This window comes from Belnapia sp. AC561 (assembly GCF_979252845.1).
Genome location: NZ_CEEDBP010000185.1, coordinates 1 through 279, shown reverse-complemented (window position 1 = coordinate 279; position 279 = coordinate 1). Strand labels below are relative to the sequence as shown.

1 protein-coding gene is annotated in these 279 nt (G+C 61.3%); it reads right to left on the bottom strand.

The genetic code is table 11. The features are described from left to right. Positions 1-193: hypothetical protein (locus AC0IW9_RS30670; RefSeq protein ID WP_471652084.1), on the bottom strand; the 193-nt coding region annotated here is incomplete at its 3' end. Positions 194-279 lie beyond the last annotated feature (86 nt).

Here is a 279-nt window from a genome sequence, read left to right as displayed (position 1 = left end):
GCATTTCAGCGCGCCGGCCGACCTTTTCGGCCAGGCGCATCTGCAAGTCGTAAATGATGCCGCCGGTGGCTTCGCCGTTTTCGACGCTGACCAGCGGCATGGCCCAGCTTTCGATCACCGAAAAACGCAGCGGGCGCTCTTCTGCTGCGCTGCAGGCGCAAAGCAACAGAAGGACAAGAGGCAGAAAACGCATGGCGATACCGGGTTGAGTCAGTCGCCCGGACGTGGTCAAAAGCAGGCCGGAAGCGGGCGAGGGCGGTCAAATCTAACCACAAAGCC